The sequence below is a fragment of the Achromobacter sp. 01N37 genome, assembly GCF_056399725.1.
In genome coordinates this window covers 53,328-73,565 of sequence record NZ_JBFTRX010000009.1, presented here as the reverse complement: position 1 = coordinate 73,565, position 20,238 = coordinate 53,328, and the positions used below count along the sequence as shown (strand labels likewise).

The window sequence follows — 20,238 nt, the reverse complement described above, 5'->3', positions numbered from 1 at the left end:
CCCGAACCGGACAGCTTGGCTGTCCGGTTTTTTTTTGGATGTACCCCTCTCCCGGAAAATTGAAACAACCCCCGCACTTTTCGCACGACCGTGCTAAATTTGCCCGCATGACTGCCAAAACCGAGAAAAGCGAACTGACCTTTGCGGCCATTGTGGACGCGGCCGTGGACATGGCTGCGGCGCAAGGCATGGAAAGCCTGTCGCTCGGCCAGGTCGCCAAGCATCTGGGCATCAGCAAAAGCGGCGTGTTCTCGCGTGTGGGTTCGCTCGAAGCGTTGCAGCAGGCCGTGCTGGATGAGTACGACCGCCGCTTCGTCGCTGCCGTCTTTACACCTGCCATGGCGTATCCGCGGGGCCTGCCCCGGCTGAACGCGCTGGTGTCGCTGTGGGTAGACCGCGCCAGCAACGTCGAACTGCTGACGGGCTGCATCTACGTGGCCGGGGCGTTTGAATACGACGACGTCGAATCGCCCCTGCGCGCCGTGCTGGAAAGCAACTTGCGGCGTTGGCGCGCGTCCATGGTGCGCACCGTCAACCAGGCGTTGGAAGCCGGCCATCTGCGGCCAGATACCGACCCTGAGCAACTGGTGTTCGAGGTCTACAGCCTGATGATCGGTTTGATGCACGACGCTCGCTTCTTGCGAGACCCCAACGCCCCCGCCCGTGTTCGGGCCGCGTATGACCGGCTGATCTCTACGTACCGCAGCTTCACCTACCTTGAATAACTGACCCGCGCCGGCTGATGCCGGCGTTTCTTGACGCTAATTTCGCACGGTCGTGCGAATATTTTATCTGGAGCAAGCCATGTGGATTCTGATCGCAGCCCTCGCCGCCGGCGTCCTGGCGCATCTGTGGCGCCAATGGCGCGCGCTGCTACGCCAACTGCCCGACTGCGCCGAACATCTGGTGCTGTTCTAGTGAACTACCGGCATCCCGGTCTATATTCCGCATAGTCCCTTCGAATTCCGCCATGCCGCGTTCCGTCCACTTACTGATCGTCGATCCGCAGAACGATTTCTGCGACCTGCCCCAGGCTTACCTGCCCACCGATCCCTTGACCGGCCACTCCATGCAGCCGGCGCTGCCGGTGGCGGGCGCGCATGCCGACATGCAACGGCTGGCGCGCTTCATCGACGCCACCGCGCACGCGCTGACTTCCATCACCTTGACGTTGGATTCGCACCACCGGCTGGATGTGGCGCACCCCACGTTCTGGCGCACGGGCGACAGCCAGCCGGTCTTGCCCTTCACGCCGATCACGGCGGCAGACGTACGCGCGGGCCGTTTCCATCCGCGCCACATCGACGACCTGCCACGCACGTTGACCTATCTGGACGAGCTGGAAGCGCGCGGGCGCTACACCTTGATGGTGTGGCCCGTGCATTGCGAAATCGGCACATGGGGCCACAACGTGCATGCGGACGTGCGCGCGGCGTATAGCCGCTGGGAAGATGCCGACCAGTTCATCGTGCGCAAGGTGCCAAAGGGTACGAACCCATGGACCGAACACTACAGCGCGCTGATGGCCGAAGTGCCAGACCCCGATGACCCTCGCAGCCAACTGAACCGCAGCCTGCTGGGCTCGCTGGACCGCTCGGACCTGATCATCATCGGCGGCGAAGCCGGCAGCCATTGCGTGCGCGCCACCGTGGAACATCTGGCCGAACACCTGCCCGGCGGCAACCTGTCGCGCATTGTGCTGCTGACCGATTGCATGAGCCCCGTCGCGGGATTCGCCGACGCGCAAACCGCGTTTCTTCAACGCATGCGCGATCTGGGCATGCAAGAACGCACCAGCGTCGACATGGCGCGAGCACTGCAAGCCTGACTCTCCAACGACAATGGCCGCCTGCTTGCGCAAGGCGGCCATTTCTTTTGTAGCAGCAATGTCAGGGCGGCAAGCAAACAAGCGCCAGCGTTATGCATCCGCCGCAAGTTTGCCCGCCTTGTCGCAAACCACATACAAGGCGCTGATCGCCTCGCACAGCGCGGGCGGCTGCTGGAACAGGCGTGCCACCAGCAGGCAGCCTTGCACCGTGGCGAACACCGCGCGGCCGGCGGCCTCGGCGGTGCCATTGAATTTCAACGTGCCCTGCGCGGCGCCTTCGGCCAGCACGCGGGCCAGCCACGCTTCGTGCGCACGGAAAAAACCCTGCAATGCGCCACGCACGCGATCTGACAACGTCATGATGTCGGCGGCCAACATGCCGCCCAAACAGAGTTCGCCAGCGCCGCAAGCGCGCGATTCCATCATCGACAGGTATTGCTCCAGCTGCGCTTGCGCGGGTTGCGTGGTGTCGATGGCGCGCACATTACCCAGCGCGCGGGCGCTATAGGCCTCGACCGCTTCGTAAAGCAGATCGTCCTTGCCCGGGAAGTAGTAGTGAATGCTGGACGTCTTTACGCCCACATGCTCCGCCAGGTCGCGGTAGCTGAAACCATTGCACCCGCGCGTGCGGATGAGCTTCTCGGCGTGCGCCAGCAGCAGGTCTCGGGTGGTGTTGGGGGTCGGAGTGTCCATGGCTGAATATTACCTACTAATAGGTTGGTCCGTCATCGGGAGCCGCCCTAGTCTGTGGTCCAAAGCCCGTGCGAACCCCGGCCGGGAAACATCCCGCCCCCCGGGGTCCGCATGTGCCGGCATCCTGCTTAGCCTTGGACGGGCGGGTAATCCAGCTCGCCGCTTTCAGTCAGGCCTTGTGCGCGGGCGGCGGCCAGTTCTTGCGTCACTTGGGCGCGGGTCTTGTCGCTGCCGGTCGAAGCGAACGCGGTGGCGGCGTAGCCTTCTTCGCCAGAGACCAGTTCACCGTTAGCGCGCGCGGCGGCCAATTCTTGCTGCACTTGGGCGCGGGTGACCGTGCTTTGGGTGTTCAGGGCGGGCGGATAGTCCAACTCGCCAGCTTGAGCAGCGCCGATGAACGAGGCGGACAAAATCAGGGCGGATACGAGGGTCTTCATGGTTGATCTCCAGTAAGGATCAGTACGGCAACAGGGGTTTGAATACTGCGGGTTCGACTTTTTGCGCTATCTATCACTAGATAGATAACCGTGTAAAAATGCTCAGCCTTGAACGGGCGGGTAGTCCAGTTCACCGCTTTCCGTCAGGCCTTGGGCACGGGCGGCAGCCAGCTCTTGCTTCACTTGGGCGCGGGTCTTGTCAGCGCCAGTCGAAGCGAACGCGGTAGCGGCGTAGCCTTCTTCGCCAGAGACCAGTTCACCGTTGGCGCGAGCGGCGGCCAATTCTTGCTGCACTTGGGCGCGGGTGACGGTGCTTGCGGTGTTCAGGGCGGGCGGATAGTCCAGCTCGCCAGCTTGGGCGGCGCCGATGAAGGACGCGGACAGAATCAGGGCGGATACGAGGGTCTTCATGGTTGATCTCCAGATCAGGGTTTCGATAAAAATTTCGATTTAGGTTTAAGCTTCGGTTTCGTTGAGCTATCTACTTATAGATAGATAACGAGGGAAATAAAAAAGCGGTCCTACTGTATTTCTGGTTTCGGCGGCGGCGGGTTGTTGGGTTCGCTGCGTCGATGGATGAATCTTACCTACTACTAGATAGACAGCGCAAGCCGGTTTTGTGAAACCAGATATTTCATGATGCGGGGCGGCAACACGTCCGCCCCCTATACGCCCTATACGCCCTATACGCCCTATACGCCCTATACGCCCTATACGCCCTATACGCCCCTATACGCCCCTACCCGCCCCAGGCCGCCCTAGTCCGCCTAGGACCGGCTCGCCGATACCAGCACCATCATCGGCCTGTCCTGCTCTTCGGCCAGCGCGGGCTGCGCCGCCAGTTGCTCTGGCGTCGGCGCCCACTCTTCCACATGCCGGATCGTGAAGCCCGTCTGGATCAGCAGGTTCAGGTAGGCGCCCAACGTGCGATGCTGCTTGACCACGCCCTTGGCCAACCAATCTGTGGTGCGCGGTCCTTGCAATGCATATTGGTTCAGGGGCCAGATACGCCTGCCCGACGCGTCCTGCACAAACCCCGGTTGCGCCGGCGCGGTGTAGATCGGATGCTCGGCCGAAAACACGAAGTGTCCGCCCGGCGTCAACGCACGGTGAACGGTGGCGAACAGGTCGGCCAGATGCTCGATGTAGTGCAGCGTCAGCGAGCTATAGGCCAGGTCATACCCGCTCACCGGCAATTGCAGGCGCTCAAGATCAGCGCGCTCGTAGTGAATGCGGGGCGACTGCGTGGTGGCCCGCGCCCGGTCCAGCATGTTCTGCGACACATCCAGGCCCCGCACCTCGGCTGCGCCCTGCTCATCGGCCCAGCGGCAAAACCAGCCGAAGCCGCAACCCAGGTCGATGACGCGACGGCCGCGCACGTCGGGCATCAAGGCACGCAACGCCGGCCACTCGGGCGCGCCGGCCAGGCCGTGCACCGACCGCGCCATCTGGCTATAGCCTTCGAAGAATTCGGGGGTGTCGTAGATGTTCTGCGTCATGCTGCGGTTCCTGGCAAATGCCTGCGGCAAGCATGCCACGCAGGGCCGACCTTACCAAGACCGTGGCGACACGCCATACCGCGCTTTGAAGATTTTGCTGAAATGGCTCAGGCTGGAAATCCCGACGTCGCCCGCGGCCTGCGTCACGCTCATGCCGGCGGCAAGCAAGTCCGACGCGCGCTCAAGCCGCATATCGCTCAGGTACGCATGCACCGACCGGCCCATGCTGTCGCGCATCAACTGCTGCAAGCGCTTCTCCGACAGCCCAACCGTTTTCGCCAACAGCCCGGGCGGCCAATGCTCGGCATAGCGTTCGCGCAGCAGCGCGCAGGCCTGATGCACCCGCGAAAGCTCGTCGGCCGCTGGCCCGTTCAGCGCATCCGGCAGCGACAGCAATTGCACAAACCCCGACAGCATCTCCAATGATTTGGCGCGATACCAAAGCCGCCGCGCCTCGGCGGCGGGTGGCGGATCGCGAGTCAGGCTGCTGGCCAGCGCCAACAGGCTGGCGGGCGCGTCCAGCGCGGCGACCAACGAGCCGTGCGCCGGCACGCTGACGTCCTGCCGGAACCGCTGCCGCAATAGCGTCACGGGCCCGGTGTCGCCCGCACGCGCCAACGCCTCGGGTGTGTAGCGGATATCCACCATTCGCACCCGCTGATTCGCGGGCAAATGCGTGGCCCAGCCCACCGGCCGTTCATGGTTGAACAACAGCGCCGCGCCTGCGGCCACTCGCAAGGGTTCACCGCCTTCGAGCGCCAACGTGGCTTCGCCTTCCTGCCAGACCTGCATGCCAAAGACGGGCGCCCCCGGTGCGGGAATCGTCAAGGAACGCTTGGGGCTGCCATCCAGCACCACCAGGCTCACGCCGTCGTCGACGCGCAACACGCATTCGATGATGGCTTCCCAATCGTCGGTGGCAGGCACCGTCGGCAAGGTACCCCGCCACCATTCATGCGGCTTCGCGCGCGTGGTGTTGGGGTCAGGCAGAGACGGAAGGGACAAGGGCGCGGTGGCGCGGGCGGACATAGGGGAGGCGGGCGGGAGAAAGGCGAAACCACAAAGAGAAAGCGAAACGCGAAAGCCAAGAACCGAGGGCCAAGGCACTGAAGAACACGGCCCCAAAGACAACGCAGACCGCGCAGAAAAACGGGGGGGCAGCAAAACCGTTAATCGACGCCGAAAAAACGTCAGACAGGCGGCGAGACTTCTGGAATCATGCCGACGCACAGGAATGATTCTTGTTAATTATAAATTGCCCCAGGGGAAATACCGTGTCCTTTTCCGTCAAGCCGCTGCCGTTGGCGCTGCTGGCTGCCCTTGCCGCGTCGGTCCCCGCCGCCGCCCAGACCACTCAAACCGGCCAAGCTGCCCCAGCGGCGGCCACTGGCGTGACCACGCTCGCCCCCGTGCTGGTGCAAGGCGCACGTGACGCCTCGCCCACGTCCGGCGCCGACTACGTTGCGACGCGCAGCCGCTCGGGCACCAAATCGGACGCGGCGCTGATCGACACCCCGCAAACCATCAACGTCATCACCCGCAATGAAATGGACGAGCGCGGCGTGACCTCCGTCGCCCAGGCCGTCCGCTACACCCCCGGCGTGTTCGCTCAATACGGCGACAACGACGTGCGCTATGACTGGCTGACCGTGCGCGGTTTCACGCCATCGCGGTATCTGGATGGGCTGCTGCTGCCGTTTGGCGCGCGCGGCTATTCGCAACCGCGCATCGACACCTATGGCCTTGAGCGCATCGAAATCCTGAAAGGCCCGTCGTCGGGACTGTATGGACAAAGCGCGCCCGGCGGTCTGGTCAACATGACCAGCAAGCGTCCCACGGCCGAACCCTTCAATGAAGTGGTGGTGCAAGCGGGCAGCTTCAACCGCTATCAAGGCGCGTTCGACTTCTCTGGCCCGGCCGACGAAGAAGGCAAATTCCTATACCGCCTGACCGGCACGCTGCGCGACAGCGACACGCAGTACCAGCACGTGGACGACGAACGCCAATTCATCGCACCCAGCTTCACGTGGCGCCCGTCGTCTGACACCAGCTTGAACCTCAGCGCGCAGTATCAGAAGATCACCAGCCACGGCGGCGGCGGCGCGCCCGTGCTGCCCGTCATCGGCACGCTGGAAAAGAGCGCCACCGCGGGCTACATCCCGCGCGACCGCTTCGTGGGCGAGCCGGGCTACGACATCTTCACCAACGAACAAGCGATGGTCGGCTACACGCTGGACCACCGTATGAACGACACGTGGAGCCTGCGCCAAAGCGCCCGCTACACCAATGTCGATACCAACACGCGCCGCGTGCAGATCGGCGCAATGCTGTCGGACACTCAAGCCGTCCGCTACGCCTGGGCCTTTCCGGAAACGTCGCACACCTTCCAGATCGACAACCAGTTGAACGCCAAATTCAACGCCGGCCCCACGCGCCATGACGTCACCTTCGGCCTGGACTACCTGCGCGAAAAATCCCGCTACAACGAGAGCAGCCTGGGCCTGATGCTGCCGCCGGCCTCGCCGCTGTTCAACGTGTTCGACCCGGACTACGGCACGCCCGTGACGCGCCCCGCCACGGCCAACAAGATCAACATGACGCGCAGCCAGCTGGGCCTGTACGCGCAAGACCAGATCGAACTTGACCGTCTGCGCTTCACCTTCGCCGGCCGCTACGACTGGACCGAAGGCACCACCAACAACGGCGTCGCGGGCAGCGGCGGCCAATGGGCGTGGACATCGCGCACTGCCGATGCCGACCGCTTCACCGGCCGCGCGGGTGTGACCTATCGCTTCGACAACGGCATCGCGCCTTACTTCAGCTACTCCACATCGTTCCAGCCGATGACGGGCATCACGCGCGACGGCTCGCCGCTCAAACCCACCACCGGCGAACAATACGAAGCCGGCGTGAAGTACCAGCCCGACGGCTACGCCAGCTTCGTCACGCTGTCGGCCTTCCAGATCACGCAGAAAAACGTCAGCACGCCGGACCCGGTCAACACCAGCTTTGTCGTGCAGACGGGCGAAGCGCAGGTGCAGGGCATCGAACTTGAAGGCAAGGCCAGCTTTGACAATGGCCTGGACCTGACGATGTCATACGCGCTGAGTGATAGCGAAGTCACGAAAACCAATGTCGCCGCCCAGCGCGGCAATCAAATGATCTTCGTGCCGCGCCATCAGGCCGCGCTGTGGGCCGACTACACCTTGCGCGACGGCCCGCTGCAAGGCGTGGGGGTGGGCGCAGGCGTCACGTATCGCGGGGGCTTCTACGGCGACTTGAACAACCGCTACGCCATCCCCGCCGTCACGCTGGTGGATGCCGCCATCCGCTACGATCTGGGCCGCGCCAGCCCGTCGCTTGCCGGCGCGCAAGTCGCGCTGAACGTCTCCAACCTGTTCGACAAACGCTACGTCGCCAACTGCCTGGGCACGGCCGTCAGTTGCTACTGGGGCGCGGAACGCACGGTGATGGCGACGTTGCGGTATCGCTGGTGATGGGCGGGTAATGAGCGGGTGAAGGGCGGGTGAAGGGCGACTAAACCCCGCGCGGTCATGGCCTATGCCGACAATTCCCGCATGACGGCAATCAGGTCCGACTTGCCTTCGAAACCAATGCCGGGCAAGTCCGGCATCGTGACGTAGCCGCCGTCAACCTTCACCCCATCGGGGAATCCGCCAAACGGCAGGAACAGGTCGGGATAGCTTTCATTGCCGCCCAGCCCCAAGCCCGCTGCAATGTTCAACGACATCTGGTGGCCGCCRTGCGGAATGCAGCGGCTGGSCGACCAGCCATGCTCGCGCAGCATGTCCAGCGTGCGCAAATACTCCACCAGCCCGTAGCTCAGCGCGCAATCAAATTGCAGCCAATCGCGGTCGGGGCGCATACCGCCGTAGCGGATCAGGTTGCGCGCATCCTGCATCGAAAACAGGTTTTCGCCCGTCGCCATCGGGTTCGCGTAGTAGTTGCGCAAGGTCGCCTGCAACTCGTAATCCAGCGGATCGCCCGCCTCTTCATACCAAAACAGGTCGTACTGCGACAGCGCCTTGGCGTACTGAATGGCCGTATCCAGATCGAAGCGGCCATTGGCGTCCACCGCCAGCTTCTGCCCGTCTTGCAGCACGCTCAAGATGGAATCGATGCGGCGCAGATCTTCGTCCAGCGACGCGCCGCCAATCTTCTTCTTCACCACCGTATAGCCACGGTCGATATAGCTGCGCATTTCGTCTTTGAGCTTGCCGTGGTCCTGGCCCGGGTAGTAATAGCCGCCAGCCGCATAGACGAACACGCGGCGGTCGGCCTGGCCGTTGCCGTAGCGGTCGGCCAGCAGCTGGAACAACGGCTTGCCTTCTATCTTCGCCACCGCATCCCACACCGCCATATCGATCGTGCCAATCGCCACCGAACGCTCGCCATGGCCGCCCGGTTTTTCGTTCGTGAACATGGCGTTCCAGATCTTGTGCGGGTCCAGATTCTTGCCCGTCGCGTCCAGCAACGACTCCGGGTCGGCTTCCATGATGCGCGGGATGAAACGCTCGCGCATCAGCTTGCCCTGGCCGTACCGGCCATTCGAATTGAAGCCATAGCCCACCACCGGCTTGCCGTCGCGGATCACATCGGTGATTACAGCGACGAGACTCAGCGTCATCTTGCTGAAATCGATATACGCGTTGCGAATGGGCGAGCTGATGGGAAGGGTCTGTTCGCGGATCTCGACGATTTTCATGAGGGGTCTCCTGATGCGCCGACTGTGGCGGCGTTGTGGGTGCGGAACCCCTAGCGTAGGGGCGATCACCCGCACTAAGATTCACTCATATTCATTTGATTATTAACTTTCAGTGAAAACCGACATCGCGTCCGAACTGGAATTTTTCATCCACCTGGCCCGGCTAGGCAGCCTGTCCGCCGCCGCGCGCGAGCTGGATCTGACACCGCCCGCCGCCACCAAGCGGCTGGCGCTGATGGAACGGCGGTTGGGCGTGCGGCTGGTCAACCGCAGCACGCGCAGCATCAGTCTGACCAGCGAAGGCGAAACGTATCTGTCCCACGCGTTGAAGATCCTGGCGGACTTGCGCGACATGGAAGACGCGGTTTCCAGCAGCGGCGCCACGCCACGCGGCGTGCTGAAAGTGAACGCCACGCTGGGTTTTGGCCGCACGACCATCGCCCCGCTGGTGTCGGACTTCGCCAAGCGGTACCCCGACGTGCAGGTGCAGCTAGAGGTCACGGACCGGCCCGTTGATCTGGTGGAAAGCGGATTCGATCTGGCGATCCGGTTCGGCGAACTGCCCGATAAACGCCTCAGCGCCCGGCGCGTAATGTCCAACGGCCGCTTCCTATGCGCTTCCCCCCGTTATCTGGACAAGCACGGCACGCCCGCCACGCTGGCCGATCTGGCCTCGCACCGCTGCATCCTGCATACGCAAAACGATGAAGCGCACGGCGTGTGGCGGTTCACGCACGCAGGCGAAAGCGTGGCCATCAAAGTGGACGGCGCGTTGTCCAGTAATGACGGCGATATCGTGCTGGGTTGGGCACTGGATGGCCACGGCATTTTGATCCGCTCGGAATGGGATCTGGCCAAGTATTTGAAAAGCGGACGGCTGCGGGTGGTGTTACCCGACTACACACTGCCATCCGCGGATCTTTTTGTTTATTACCCGCAACGCAGAAATCAAACAGCGCGGGCGCGAGCGTTTATTGATTATCTGGTTGAGGTGTTTCAGCGGCCGAGTTGAATCACCATTCGAATTTCCCTTGGTCGAGCCCAACCTGGCGGCCGTCATCGCCGTTGACGGTGCCGGAACCCTGGGATTGGCGGATCTCACTCTCGGTTCTGTACGCGTCAGGGTGAAGATTCCATCCCACAAGGCTGCCCAGGATGCCCCTGCCGTAGGCGCTGCCACTGGATGCAGACCGTTCAATGACGCCCGTATTCATGCCTACCAACCCGCCCACTGCATCTTGATCGTCACGGCCGACCGCATTGCCGCTGGCATAGGAATCAATGATCAGGGCAGTCCTTCCGTTCGCGCTGGCATTCGTTCCTACCAATCCCCCCACACTGCCCGTCGGATGCCCAGGGCTGTGACTCCCGGCTATCGCCGAGCCGGTAGCCGAAGACTGGCGAATAATCCCCCCGCGGTTCCTTCCTACTAACCCGCCGACGGCATTATCCCCACTGCCCGTTATGTCACCCGATGCGTGGCCGCGAAGAATTATCCCGTTGTTCTCGCCTACCAAACCGCCCACGCCGCTAAAGTAAGAACGCGCCACCACATGCCCTGATGCGCGCGAATCCGTAATGGTTCCGGTCCAGCCATTCAGCCCAACCAGCCCGCCCGTTTGATAGGCGCTGGCGATAAGACCCGTCGCGTGGCTATTACTGATGGACCCGTAGTTGGCGCCAACCAAGCCGCCCGTATAGAACTCGCCGTTGGCGCCGCCCGTCGCGTAGGCATGTTCAATGCTCCCGTTTTTTTCGTTTTTGCCGACCAATCCTCCAGCAACTGAAACGCCTGCGCGAATGACTGTCGTCGAGTAGGCGTGCGCGATACGCCCCTGGTTCGAGCCAACCAAGCCGCCTAATTCACCCACCGAGGCACCCCCGCCTGCAACGCCGAGCACGCCTCCACGGGAGTGTGAATTCAAAACGTCGCCATAATTCACGCCGACCAACCCGCCCAACGAGTCATTGGATTGCGTCGTACGGATTTCGCCCCAGGCGTAGGCATACTTCACCACCCCACCGTTGACTCCCACCAATCCACCCGCGACATTATGGCGACCAGGCTGGTTAACGGAAATGCTCAGTTGCCGCAACCCGATGTTCCTGAGCACGCCGTGCGAATTGCTGAATAGTCCTACGTGCCCCGTTGGGTTTGACGAGTCGGCCTTAATCTTCAGGCTATCGACCGCATGCCCCATGCCAGTCAATACGCCTTCGAATTTTTGCGTCGAGCTCGAGTAATCTCCACCAATGGGCCGAAAGCCCGCGCGCGCATTCCACGAACCCGTTTCGTGGGCATCAATGGCATTCGCCAGTGCATAGGCGCCGCTCAGATTATTCTCGATGGCTTGCAGCTCATGCACATTTCGGATCAGTTGATAATCCTGCCCATTAATGCGCAAGCTGGCTTGTGACCCAGGCAACGTCACCGTGACGTCCTTGCCCAAGATATAGTCGGCGTCGGCGCCATGGTTCATCACGAACCCGGCCTTATCCCCGCTTGCCTCGACATTCGCATTCAGGCGCACAGACTTCTTTGCGTCCAAGCTCAGCGTCGTATGCGCATCCCAAGCAGTCTCTTCAAGAACGCGAAGGTCTCCTTGCGTGGACGTCAGCGCGATATTGTTTTTAGACAGCTGCCGGCTCAGATGCTCGCCGCTGATGCCGCTGACCAACGGCACTTCTTGCGTTGTGACGCTGATTTGATCGGCTTCAAGCGTCAGCCATCCGCCATTGCCCAGCGCCGCGCGCGTATCAGCCTGCGCGCTGGCTTCCATCTGCACTTGCCGGCCCTGAACCAGAACGTTGCCGCCGTCACCTTGGCTACCGGCCGTGGCCAACAGATTGCCGCGCACGTCCACGCGTTGGCCTTGCACCGTGATATCGCCAGCGTTACCGCTGAACGCGCTGCTGTCCAACGTGCCTGCGGCCACTACCGCTCCTTGCGAGCCGCCATCCAGCACGATCTTGCCCGAGCGGCCATTCAGCGTTTGCGCTTCGATCAAGCCCTGGTTGTTCACGACCGCGTGCGCCACGGCGTTGCTGGCTCGGGCGTGCAACGTCACCTGGCCGCCCTGCGCCGTCAGCGCATTATGGTTGCTGACCAGCGCATTCAACGCCGCCTGATCAATCTCTACGTTGAGCAGCCCATCGTCGGAAAGGCCAAGCGTAATGCGCTGCCCTGAAGCCAACGCGATGGCGCCCTGTTTGACGCGGATGACGCCCTTGTTCTCCACCTGTCCGCCCAGCAACGCAATCGTTCCGCCGTCTGCGGCAATCAACACGCCTTCGTTGATAACGCCTGCCGGCGTCGCACGGCCATCGCCGGCAAATCGGAATCGGCCTTCTTGAAGGTCTTCATTGCTCAGATTCAATGTGGACGCCACCAAGCCGCCTACGTTGACCTTCGCTGTCTTGCCGAACAGCACGCCGTTCGCGTTGATGATGAAGACACGCCCGTTGGCGTTCAGCTGACCCATGATCTTGCTGCCTTCGGTGCCGGCAACCCGGTTCAAGGCAATGGAGTTGGCGTCGGGCTGCTGAAAATCCACGCGGCTACCCGAGGCGATATGGAAACTGTTCCAGTCGATGGACAGCTTGGAGCTGGCCTGCTGAATTTTCTTTGATAAGCGGTTGGGCTCCGAGATACTGCCTTGGCCGCTGGTGATCTTGCCGCCTACGGGCAGGCTCTGAGCGTAGGCTGAACCGGCAAGCAGCAATGCACACGACGAGACGCCCCCTAACACGATTAATTTCCGTAACGCGCGACGTTCACGTCGTTCTGCTTTATTTTCGGAAACCCGGCGGCGATGGTTCATTTCCCTCTCCTCGTCTGAATTATTAGAAATGATTGAGACGAGGCTAGCACGGCACATAAAGCCGAATACCGATTAAAAATTGCGCGGCAAAATAATGATTATTAATGCCGCCTTTTTAGTAATCCTCTGATTGATTTAATGACTTAAAAATGAAAAGCCCCCGCATTTGCGGGGGCTTTTAATAACAACTTACTCGTTCAGAAATATCAGAACGGAATATCGTCGTCCATATCCGCCAGATTCGCGCCGCTGCTGGCCGGGGCCGCTGCGGGGGCCGGGCGCTGTTGCGGCGCCGGGCGTTGCGCCGGGGCGCGTTGCTGTTGCGGGCGCGACGGGGCGTCGTCGTAGCCGCCACCACCACCGTAGCTAGCGCCGCCGCCGCCGCCGTCTTCACGGCCGCCCAGCATTTGCATCTGGTCGGCGACGACTTCGGTGCTGTAGCGATCAGCGCCGGTGTCCTTGTCTTGCCACTTGCGCGTCTTCAGACGGCCTTCGATGTAGACCGAGCGGCCCTTCTTCAGGTATTCGCCGGCGATTTCAGCCAGGCGGTTGTACATGACGACGCGGTGCCATTCGGTTTCTTCGCGGCGCTCGCCGGAAGCCTTGTCCTTCCAGGTGGAGGTCGTGGCGATGGACATATTGCAGATTGCAGCCCCTTCCGGGCTGTAGCGGACTTCCGGGTCGCGCCCCAGATTGCCCACGAGAATGACTTTGTTAACCGATGCCATGCCGATGTCCCTCAGTTGTTGACAGCCTGCGCCTGTGCGTTGCCGCGAGCGCGCCGGCAACAACATAAAAAGCGATGTTGAAGACCGGCTTCATGAAACACGCCGGTCATCATGACAATGACCGGCGACGCCTGGGAGCCCGAAGGCGGACCCGAATTCTTGAAGCCCTAATTTGGTACGTATTATCGACGAAAAGCGCCTGCCGCGCCAAACGCCAATGGTGACAAAGCGATCCTGGTGGTGATCCGAATTGCGATCCGTTGAGCGCCGTTCACAGCGCGATCAACGACTTTCCCAGGCTTTCGGGGACGCATCCCCGCGACCCCTAAGCCAGCGGCCGCAACGCCCAGGTTACGGCCAGCCAGACGGCCGACAGGATAGCCGCGCCGATGAAAACCGCGCTTGCGCCCGAATGCGACGCCAGCCAGCCGCCCAGCGCGCCGCCCGCAAACAGGCCAGCCGCCTGGGCGGTGTTGTAGAAGCCCAGCGCCAAGCCTTTGTAGGCTTGCGGGGCCACGCGGGACACCAGCGACGGCTGCAAGGCTTCCAGCACGTTGAAGGCGACGAAGAAGCCGGTCAGCGCCACGGCCAGCGTGTAGAAGCCATGGCTGGCCGCCGGCAGCAAGGCGCAGACCAGCACCAGCCCGGCGACAGCTGCGCGCAGGGCGCCGCGATGAGCGCGGCGCTTTTCCGCCACGAACACCACCGGCACCATCAGCACGAACGACACCAGGATGACGGGCAGATAGACCTTCCACAGGTCTCGCGCGTCCAGCCCGCCGACCTTGGCCAGCATGGCAGGCACCACGACAAACAACGACACCTGGATCAAATGCAGTACGAACACGCCGAAGTTCAGGCGCAGCAGATCGCGGTGGGTCAGCACTTCACGCGGATTGGCCGACTGCATCGTCCGGGCTTGCGTGCGAGGCACCACCGGCACGACAAAGCGCGCCACGGCCAGGCAGATCACGCCCAGGCAGGCGATGGTCCAGAACAGGCCGGACAGCCCCCACCACCCCACCAGCACGGGCGACAAGACGAGTGACACCGCGAAAGACAGGCCGATCGATCCGCCCACCATGGCCATGGCGCGCGTGCGCACTTCGTCGCGGGTGGCGTCGGCCAGCCACGCGGTGACCGCGGCCGAAATGGCGCCCGCCCCCTGGATGGCGCGGCCAATGGTGATCCAGTACACATCGGTGGCCTGCGCACAGACGATGCTGCCCGCCACGAACAGCAGCAGGCCGAACAGCACGACGGGCCGCCGGCCCCAGCGGTCAGACGCCAGCCCGAAGGGAATCTGCATGAACGCCTGGGTCAGGCCATACATGCCCAGCGCCAGGCCGACGCGCGCGGGGTCGTCCCCGCCCGGCATGCCGGCGGCGGCGACGGCAAAAACCGGCAACAACAGGAACAGCCCCAGCATCCGCGCAGCGAACAAGCCGGCCAGCGCGACGCTCGCGCGGCGCTCGGAAGGGGTCAATTTCAGTTTGGTGTCTGCCGGCATGCGGAAATTTCAACAATGACAAGGGCGGTGCGCGCGCGTGGATGTCACACGCTCACGGTCTGATCTAGCGGTGCGGCGCCGGACCCGGTTCAGTCAATCTTGACGGACTGCCCCGAACGCTGAGGGATTCGGCGCGCTATAGTACCAAGTTGGCCTTTGAAACCGCTTAAAAGAGCCCGATGGACGCGATACGCATTCGGGGTGCACGCACCCACAACCTTAAGAACGTCTCGCTGGACCTGCCGCGCCACAAACTGGTGGTCGTCACCGGCTTGTCCGGCTCGGGCAAGTCTTCGCTGGCGTTCGACACGCTGTACGCGGAGGGCCAACGACGTTATGTGGAAAGCCTTTCCGCCTACGCCCGCCAATTCCTCCAACTGATGGACAAGCCGGACGTGGACCTTATCGAAGGGCTGTCGCCGGCCATTTCGATCGAGCAGAAAGCCGCAGGGCACAACCCGCGCTCCACGGTCGGCACCATCACCGAGATCCACGACTACCTGCGCCTGCTGTACGCGCGGGTCGGCACGCCCTACTGCCCGGATCACGGCCTGCCGCTGCAAGCGCAAAGCGTCAGCCAGATGGTCGACGCGGTGCTGGGCTGGACGCCCGAAACGCGTCTGGCCGTGCTGGCGCCGATTGCTCGTGGCAAGAAGGGCAGCTTCGAAGACGAATGCGCCAGCTTGCAAGCCCAGGGTTATGTGCGGCTGCGGGTGGACGGGCAACTGGTGGAAATCGACGGCATGCCGCCGTTGAAGAAAACCGAAAAGCACGACATCGATGTCGTCATCGACCGGCTGCGCATCAAGCCGGAAAGCAAGCAGCGTCTGGCGGAAAGCTTCGAGACCGCCTTGCTGCTCGCCGATGGCCGCGCGCTGGCGCTGGACATGGATAGCGAACGGGAACAGGTGTTCTCCAGCCGCTACGCCTGCCCGGTATGCAGCCACAGCCTGCCCGAACTCGAACCGCGTCTGTTCAGCTTCAACAACCCGATGGGCGCCTGCCCCAGTTGCGACGGCATCGGACAAGTGGGCTTCTTTGACCCGAAGCGCGTCGTGGCTTTCCCGGAACTGAGCCTGGCCGCCGGCGCAATCCGCGGCTGGGACCGCCGCAACGCCTTCACGCATTCGCTGCTGACGAGCCTTGCCGCGCATTACGAATTCGATATCGAAGCGCCCTTCGAAGACTTGCCCGAAGCGCTGCGCGACAAGGTGCTCTATGGCTCTGGCGAAGAAGAAATCTCGTTCCTGTACCTGAACGAAAAAGGCCGCAGCACCGTCAAGCGCCACTCCTTCGAAGGCGTCATCCCGAACCTGGAGCGCCGCTGGCGCGAGACGGATTCGGCCACGGTGCGCGAAGAACTCGGCAAGTACCGCAATATCAAGACCTGCCCCGACTGTGCCGGTTCGCGCCTGCGCCCCGAAGCGCGCAATGTGCTGATCGGCCACGACCCGCGCGGCGGCGAGCGCCACGGCCAGGCCATCTACGAAGTCGAGGCCATGCCCTTGTCGAGCTGCCTGGCCTGGTTCCGAAACCTGAACCTGACCGGCGCCAAGCAAGAGATCGCGCAGCGCATCGTGCGCGAGATCGAAGCACGGCTCAGCTTCCTGAACAACGTCGGGTTGAATTACCTGTCGCTGGACCGTAGCGCCGACACAATTTCGGGCGGCGAGGCCCAGCGTATCCGGCTGGCCAGCCAGATCGGCTCAGGCCTGACGGGCGTGATGTACGTGCTGGACGAGCCCTCAATCGGCTTGCACCAGCGCGACAACGACCGCCTGATCGGCACCCTCCAGCACCTGCGAGACCTGGGCAACAGCGTCATCGTCGTCGAGCACGACGAAGACATGATCCGCATGGCCGATTGGGTGGTGGACATGGGCCCGGGCGCGGGCGAACACGGTGGCGAAGTCGTGGCGCAAGGCGATCCCGAAACGGTGCAGCGCGACCCGAACTCGCTGACCGGCCAATACCTGAGCGGCGCGCGCGAGATCGCCATCCCCGCCCGCCGTCCGGTCAACGACGAATTGCCCTGGCTGACCCTGACGGGCGCCAGCGGCAACAACCTGAAAGACGTCGAACTGCGCCTGCCCGGGGGCCGGCTGGTGTGCGTGACGGGCGTGTCGGGTTCCGGCAAGTCCACGCTCATCAACGACACGCTGGCGGTCGCCGTGTCGCGCCAGCTGCACCACGCGCAAAGCGAACCCGCCCCCTATGTGTCGATGCAAGGGCTGGAGAATTTCGACAAGATCATCAGCGTGGACCAAAGCCCCATCGGCCGCACGCCGCGCAGCAACCCCGCGACCTACACGGGCCTGTTCACGCCCATCCGCGAGCTTTTCGCGGGCGTGCCGGAAGCCCGCACGCGCGGCTACGACCCCGGCCGCTTCAGCTTCAACGTCAAGGGCGGCCGCTGCGAAGCCTGCCAGGGCGACGGCGTGGTCAAGGTCGAGATGCACTTCCTGCCCGACATGTACGTGCCTTGCGACGTCTGCCACGGCAAGCGCTACAACCGCGAAACGCTCGAAATTCGGTATCGCGGCCGCAACATCAGCGAAGTGCTGGAGCTGACGGTCGAACAGGCGCTGGAATATTTCGAGTCGGTGCCGGCCATTTCGCGCAAGCTGCACACGTTGATCGATGTCGGTCTGTCCTATATTCGGCTGGGCCAAAGCGCGACCACCTTGTCGGGCGGTGAAGCGCAGCGCGTGAAGCTGTCGCAAGAGCTGTCGCGCCGCAGCACCGGGCGCACGCTGTACATCCTGGACGAGCCCACCACCGGCTTGCATTTCCGCGATATCGAGCTACTGTTGCAAGTACTGAATCAATTGGTCGACAGCGGCAACACCGTGCTCATCATCGAACACAACCTGGACGTCATTAAAACGGCGGACTGGCTGATCGATATGGGTCCGGAAGGCGGCGACGGCGGCGGCTACGTGGTGGCGCAAGGCACCCCGGAAGACGTCGCGGCGACGCAAGCCAGCCACACCGGGCAATACCTGGGCAAGCTGCTGCGCCGAAACGCTGGAAGATGATCCTTCTGGAAGGTCATCCTGCAAAGGATGACCCTGCCGGAAGGTGAACCTGCCAGAAGGTGAACCTGCCGAACGGTGATTCAGCACGTCGACTTGGATAATCCCTGCGTAAGGACTGGCATGTACACCCTGATCATCGGCAATAAGAATTATTCCTCGTGGTCGTTACGGCCATGGCTGGCCCTGCGCGCAACCGGCATTGCCTTTACTGAGCAAAAGCTCGGGTTTTTCACGGAAGAGTTTTCACGCAAGGTAGGTGCGGTGTCGCCAGCCGGCCTGGTGCCCGTGCTGCTGGACCGTGATTTCGCCGTCTGGGATTCTCTGGCCATTTGCGAATACGTGGCCGAGCAGCGCCCCGAGGCGCAGTTGTGGCCGAAGGACGCGCATGCGCGTGCCCGCGCCCGTTCGCTGGCGGCGCAAATGCACAGCGGCTTCGGCGCATTGCGCAACGCCATGCCGATGAACATCGAAGCGCACCTGCCCGGCATCAAGTTCCCGGAAGCCGCGCAGCAGGATGTGTCGCGGCTGCAAGCCATCTGGCACGACACCCGCGCAGAATTCGGCCGGGGCGGCCCGTTCCTGTTCGGTGCGTTTTCCATTGCCGACGCGTTCTTTGCGCCGGTGGTGTCGCGCTTCACTACCTATGGCATCCCCGCCGCGGGTGCCGTGCGTGACTACATGGATGCGGTGCTGGCGCTGCCCGCCATGCAGGACTGGATGCGCGATGCGCGCGCCGAAGCCACGTTCGTGCCCGAAGACGAACCGTACCGCAAGCACCGCTAGCCCGCGGCGATGCCGGCGGCGGGCCGGCCGCGATCAACCCATGTCGAACAGGCGTTTATGTTCGCGGATGGCGTAGCGGTCGGTCATGCCGGCGATGTAATCGGAAATGGCGCGTGCCTGCTCATTGAAGGCGGGCCTGCGGTAATCCGGCGGCAGCAACCGCGGATCATCCAGGAACGCCGCGAACAGTTCGCGCACGATGCGGCGCGCCTTGGCCGTCATGCGCAGCACCTGATAGTGCCGGTACAGGTTGTCGAACAAGAACTTCTTCAACGCATCGGCTTCGCGGCGGATCTCGTCCGAGAACCCCGCCAACGGCGGTGAGCGGCGCACATCATCCACGCTGGCAGGTGCCGCGTCGCGGATGCGCGCAAGCGAAGTGTGCGTCAGGTCAACGATCAGCGTGTTGATCATGCGGCGGATCGTCTCGGCCACGGCGCGGCGCTGGGCCAGCCCGGGATAGCGGCTAAGCACTTCAGCGTGATGGCGTTCGAAGATCGACACGTCTTTCAGTTGCTCAAGCGTGATCAGCCCGGAACGCAGCCCATCATCAATATCGTGATTGTTGTAGGCGATCTCGTCGGCCAGGTTGGCCAACTGGGCTTCCAGCGACGGCTGCGTGCGGGAGAGGAAGCGTTCGCCCACATCACCCAGCTGACGCGCGTGCGCCACCGAGCAATGCTTCAGGATGCCTTCACGCGTTTCAAAGCAAAGATTCAAGCCGTTGAAGTCCGCATAGCGTTCTTCAAGCTCGTCCACCACGCGCAGGCTTTGCAGGTTGTGCTCGAAGCCGCCCGCCTCGGGCGCAAGCTCGCGCATGCAGGCGTTCAGCTCGTCTTGCCCGGCATGGCCGAACGGCGTGTGGCCCAAGTCATGCGCAAGCGAGATGGCTTCGGTCAGGTCTTCCGACAGCCCCAGGCTGCGCGCCAGCGTGCGCGCAATCTGCGCCACTTCCAGGCTGTGCGTAAGGCGGGTGCGGAACAGGTCGCCTTCGTGGTTCACGAAGACCTGCGTCTTGTATTCCAGGCGGCGGAACGCGCCGGAATGAACGATGCGGTCCCGGTCGCGCTGAAACTCGGTGCGGTTTTCAGGCGGCGGTTCAGAATAAGTCCGGCCGCGCGATTGAGACGGGTCGGATGCGTAGGAAGCCAGTTCTTTCATCTGCAACACCGTCT

Annotated in this window: 16 protein-coding genes; 6 read left to right on the top strand and 10 right to left on the bottom strand. The window is 62.9% G+C overall.

The annotated features are described in order from the left end of the window. Positions 1-107 precede the first annotated feature (107 nt). Entirely contained in the window at positions 108-725 is a 618-nt protein-coding gene (locus AC1DSJ_RS19405; protein WP_054421360.1) for a TetR/AcrR family transcriptional regulator, read from the top strand. Positions 726-970: 245 nt separating this feature from the next. Next, positions 971-1,828, top strand: a complete 858-nt coding sequence (locus tag AC1DSJ_RS19400; RefSeq protein WP_441371937.1) for a cysteine hydrolase family protein — start codon at positions 971-973, stop codon at positions 1,826-1,828. Positions 1,829-1,918: 90 nt separating this feature from the next. On the opposite strand, the gene AC1DSJ_RS19395 is transcribed toward AC1DSJ_RS19400, so the two are convergent. From AC1DSJ_RS19395 to AC1DSJ_RS19375, 5 genes are all read right to left on the bottom strand, one after another. Further along, on the bottom strand, positions 1,919-2,521 hold the full coding sequence (locus AC1DSJ_RS19395; RefSeq protein WP_342066409.1) for a TetR/AcrR family transcriptional regulator: 603 nt from the start codon (positions 2,519-2,521) through the stop codon (positions 1,919-1,921). 128 nt (positions 2,522-2,649) lie between these two features. Further along, positions 2,650-2,958 (bottom strand): DUF4148 domain-containing protein, encoded by a 309-nt coding sequence (locus AC1DSJ_RS19390; RefSeq protein WP_054420817.1) that lies wholly within the window; start codon positions 2,956-2,958, stop codon positions 2,650-2,652. A gap of 102 nt (positions 2,959-3,060) precedes the next feature. Next, positions 3,061-3,369 carry a DUF4148 domain-containing protein gene (locus AC1DSJ_RS19385; RefSeq protein WP_054420818.1) on the bottom strand — a complete coding sequence of 103 codons (309 nt, stop codon included), beginning with the start codon at positions 3,367-3,369 and terminating at the stop codon, positions 3,061-3,063. A 356-nt stretch (positions 3,370-3,725) separates the two neighbouring features. Continuing rightward, positions 3,726-4,457, bottom strand: coding sequence for a class I SAM-dependent methyltransferase (locus tag AC1DSJ_RS19380; RefSeq protein WP_441371936.1), 732 nt, complete (start codon positions 4,455-4,457; stop codon positions 3,726-3,728). A 51-nt stretch (positions 4,458-4,508) separates the two neighbouring features. After that, positions 4,509-5,486, bottom strand: a complete 978-nt coding sequence (locus tag AC1DSJ_RS19375; protein WP_054420820.1) for a helix-turn-helix domain-containing protein — start codon at positions 5,484-5,486, stop codon at positions 4,509-4,511. Between the two features lie 245 nt (positions 5,487-5,731). Here AC1DSJ_RS19375 and AC1DSJ_RS19370 point away from each other — a divergent pair, with 245 nt between their 5' ends. Next, positions 5,732-7,954 (top strand): TonB-dependent siderophore receptor, encoded by a 2,223-nt coding sequence (locus AC1DSJ_RS19370; protein WP_441371935.1) that lies wholly within the window; start codon positions 5,732-5,734, stop codon positions 7,952-7,954. 62 nt (positions 7,955-8,016) lie between these two features. Here the strand turns inward: AC1DSJ_RS19370 and AC1DSJ_RS19365 are convergent, their stop codons facing one another. Further along, positions 8,017-9,183 (bottom strand): mandelate racemase/muconate lactonizing enzyme family protein, encoded by a 1,167-nt coding sequence (locus tag AC1DSJ_RS19365; RefSeq protein WP_476760371.1) that lies wholly within the window; start codon positions 9,181-9,183, stop codon positions 8,017-8,019. Between the two features lie 112 nt (positions 9,184-9,295). On the opposite strand from AC1DSJ_RS19365, the gene AC1DSJ_RS19360 reads away from it, so the two are divergent. Next, positions 9,296-10,195, top strand: a complete 900-nt coding sequence (locus tag AC1DSJ_RS19360; protein WP_441371933.1) for a LysR family transcriptional regulator — start codon at positions 9,296-9,298, stop codon at positions 10,193-10,195. 1 nt (position 10,196) lies between these two features. Here the strand turns inward: AC1DSJ_RS19360 and AC1DSJ_RS19355 are convergent, their stop codons facing one another. The 3 genes from AC1DSJ_RS19355 to AC1DSJ_RS19345 all read right to left on the bottom strand — a co-directional run bounded on the left by AC1DSJ_RS19355 (position 10,197) and on the right by AC1DSJ_RS19345 (position 15,242). Beyond that, positions 10,197-13,004 carry a two-partner secretion domain-containing protein gene (locus AC1DSJ_RS19355; RefSeq protein WP_441371932.1) on the bottom strand — a complete coding sequence of 936 codons (2,808 nt, stop codon included), beginning with the start codon at positions 13,002-13,004 and terminating at the stop codon, positions 10,197-10,199. A gap of 206 nt (positions 13,005-13,210) precedes the next feature. Continuing rightward, on the bottom strand, positions 13,211-13,732 hold the full coding sequence (gene ssb / locus AC1DSJ_RS19350) for a single-stranded DNA-binding protein (protein WP_046802916.1): 522 nt from the start codon (positions 13,730-13,732) through the stop codon (positions 13,211-13,213). Between the two features lie 325 nt (positions 13,733-14,057). After that, a complete protein-coding gene (locus tag AC1DSJ_RS19345; RefSeq protein WP_441371931.1) occupies positions 14,058-15,242 on the bottom strand; it encodes an MFS transporter in 1,185 nt (394 codons plus the stop codon). Positions 15,243-15,421: 179 nt separating this feature from the next. Here AC1DSJ_RS19345 and uvrA point away from each other — a divergent pair, with 179 nt between their 5' ends. Together uvrA and AC1DSJ_RS19335 are read left to right on the top strand one after the other, a co-directional pair. Then, positions 15,422-18,280: an excinuclease ABC subunit UvrA gene (gene uvrA / locus AC1DSJ_RS19340; protein WP_346552560.1), complete on the top strand. Its 2,859-nt coding sequence runs from the start codon at positions 15,422-15,424 to the stop codon at positions 18,278-18,280. A 120-nt stretch (positions 18,281-18,400) separates the two neighbouring features. Then, positions 18,401-19,063 carry a glutathione S-transferase family protein gene (locus AC1DSJ_RS19335; protein ID WP_054420827.1) on the top strand — a complete coding sequence of 221 codons (663 nt, stop codon included), beginning with the start codon at positions 18,401-18,403 and terminating at the stop codon, positions 19,061-19,063. A 33-nt stretch (positions 19,064-19,096) separates the two neighbouring features. Here AC1DSJ_RS19335 and AC1DSJ_RS19330 read toward each other — a convergent pair whose 3' ends face one another. Continuing rightward, positions 19,097-20,224, bottom strand: a complete 1,128-nt coding sequence (locus tag AC1DSJ_RS19330) for a deoxyguanosinetriphosphate triphosphohydrolase (RefSeq protein ID WP_175170406.1) — start codon at positions 20,222-20,224, stop codon at positions 19,097-19,099. Positions 20,225-20,238 lie beyond the last annotated feature (14 nt).